Genomic DNA, 362 nt, shown 5'->3' with positions numbered 1-362 from the left:
AATTCCCCCTTTGGATCATTAAAAATTAGGGAGGGTTTATGTTCCGCTCTAGAATAGACATCAATTGTAGGAAATACATAGGTTTCCCCTTTACCAGAGCGTGTTGTACCAATAATTAAGTTGTTTACCGGACTATCATCAATAAATACCTTGTCACCTAGTCGGGAGATAACAACACCACCGCCACCTTTAAATGTTTCCTCTCGATCTGGTACAGCTCGGTACTGCTTTTTCAGCTCTTCAACTGTTGTAAAACGACTAGACCCTTTCTCATGATTATTTAAGTTTTTAAAGGAAGATTTCAATTTGTACACTGTTCTCGCTATAGTTCCAATCACTACAAGGAAAACAAGCAAGTAGTA

At 38.1% G+C, this 362-nt stretch carries 1 protein-coding gene; it reads right to left on the bottom strand.

The window, feature by feature from the left end; all coding sequences use genetic code 11:
• Positions 1 to 362 (bottom strand): type IV secretory system conjugative DNA transfer family protein (locus tag CN409_RS30815; RefSeq protein ID WP_141527757.1); only part of this gene is annotated, 362 nt, incomplete at both ends.

Source organism: Bacillus sp. AFS012607, assembly GCF_002558005.1.
Classification (GTDB): Bacteria; Bacillota; Bacilli; order Bacillales; family Bacillaceae_G; genus Bacillus_A; species Bacillus_A thuringiensis_S.
Note: the sequence above shows the minus strand (reverse complement) of the source record. Positions and strands in the feature narration are given on the sequence as shown.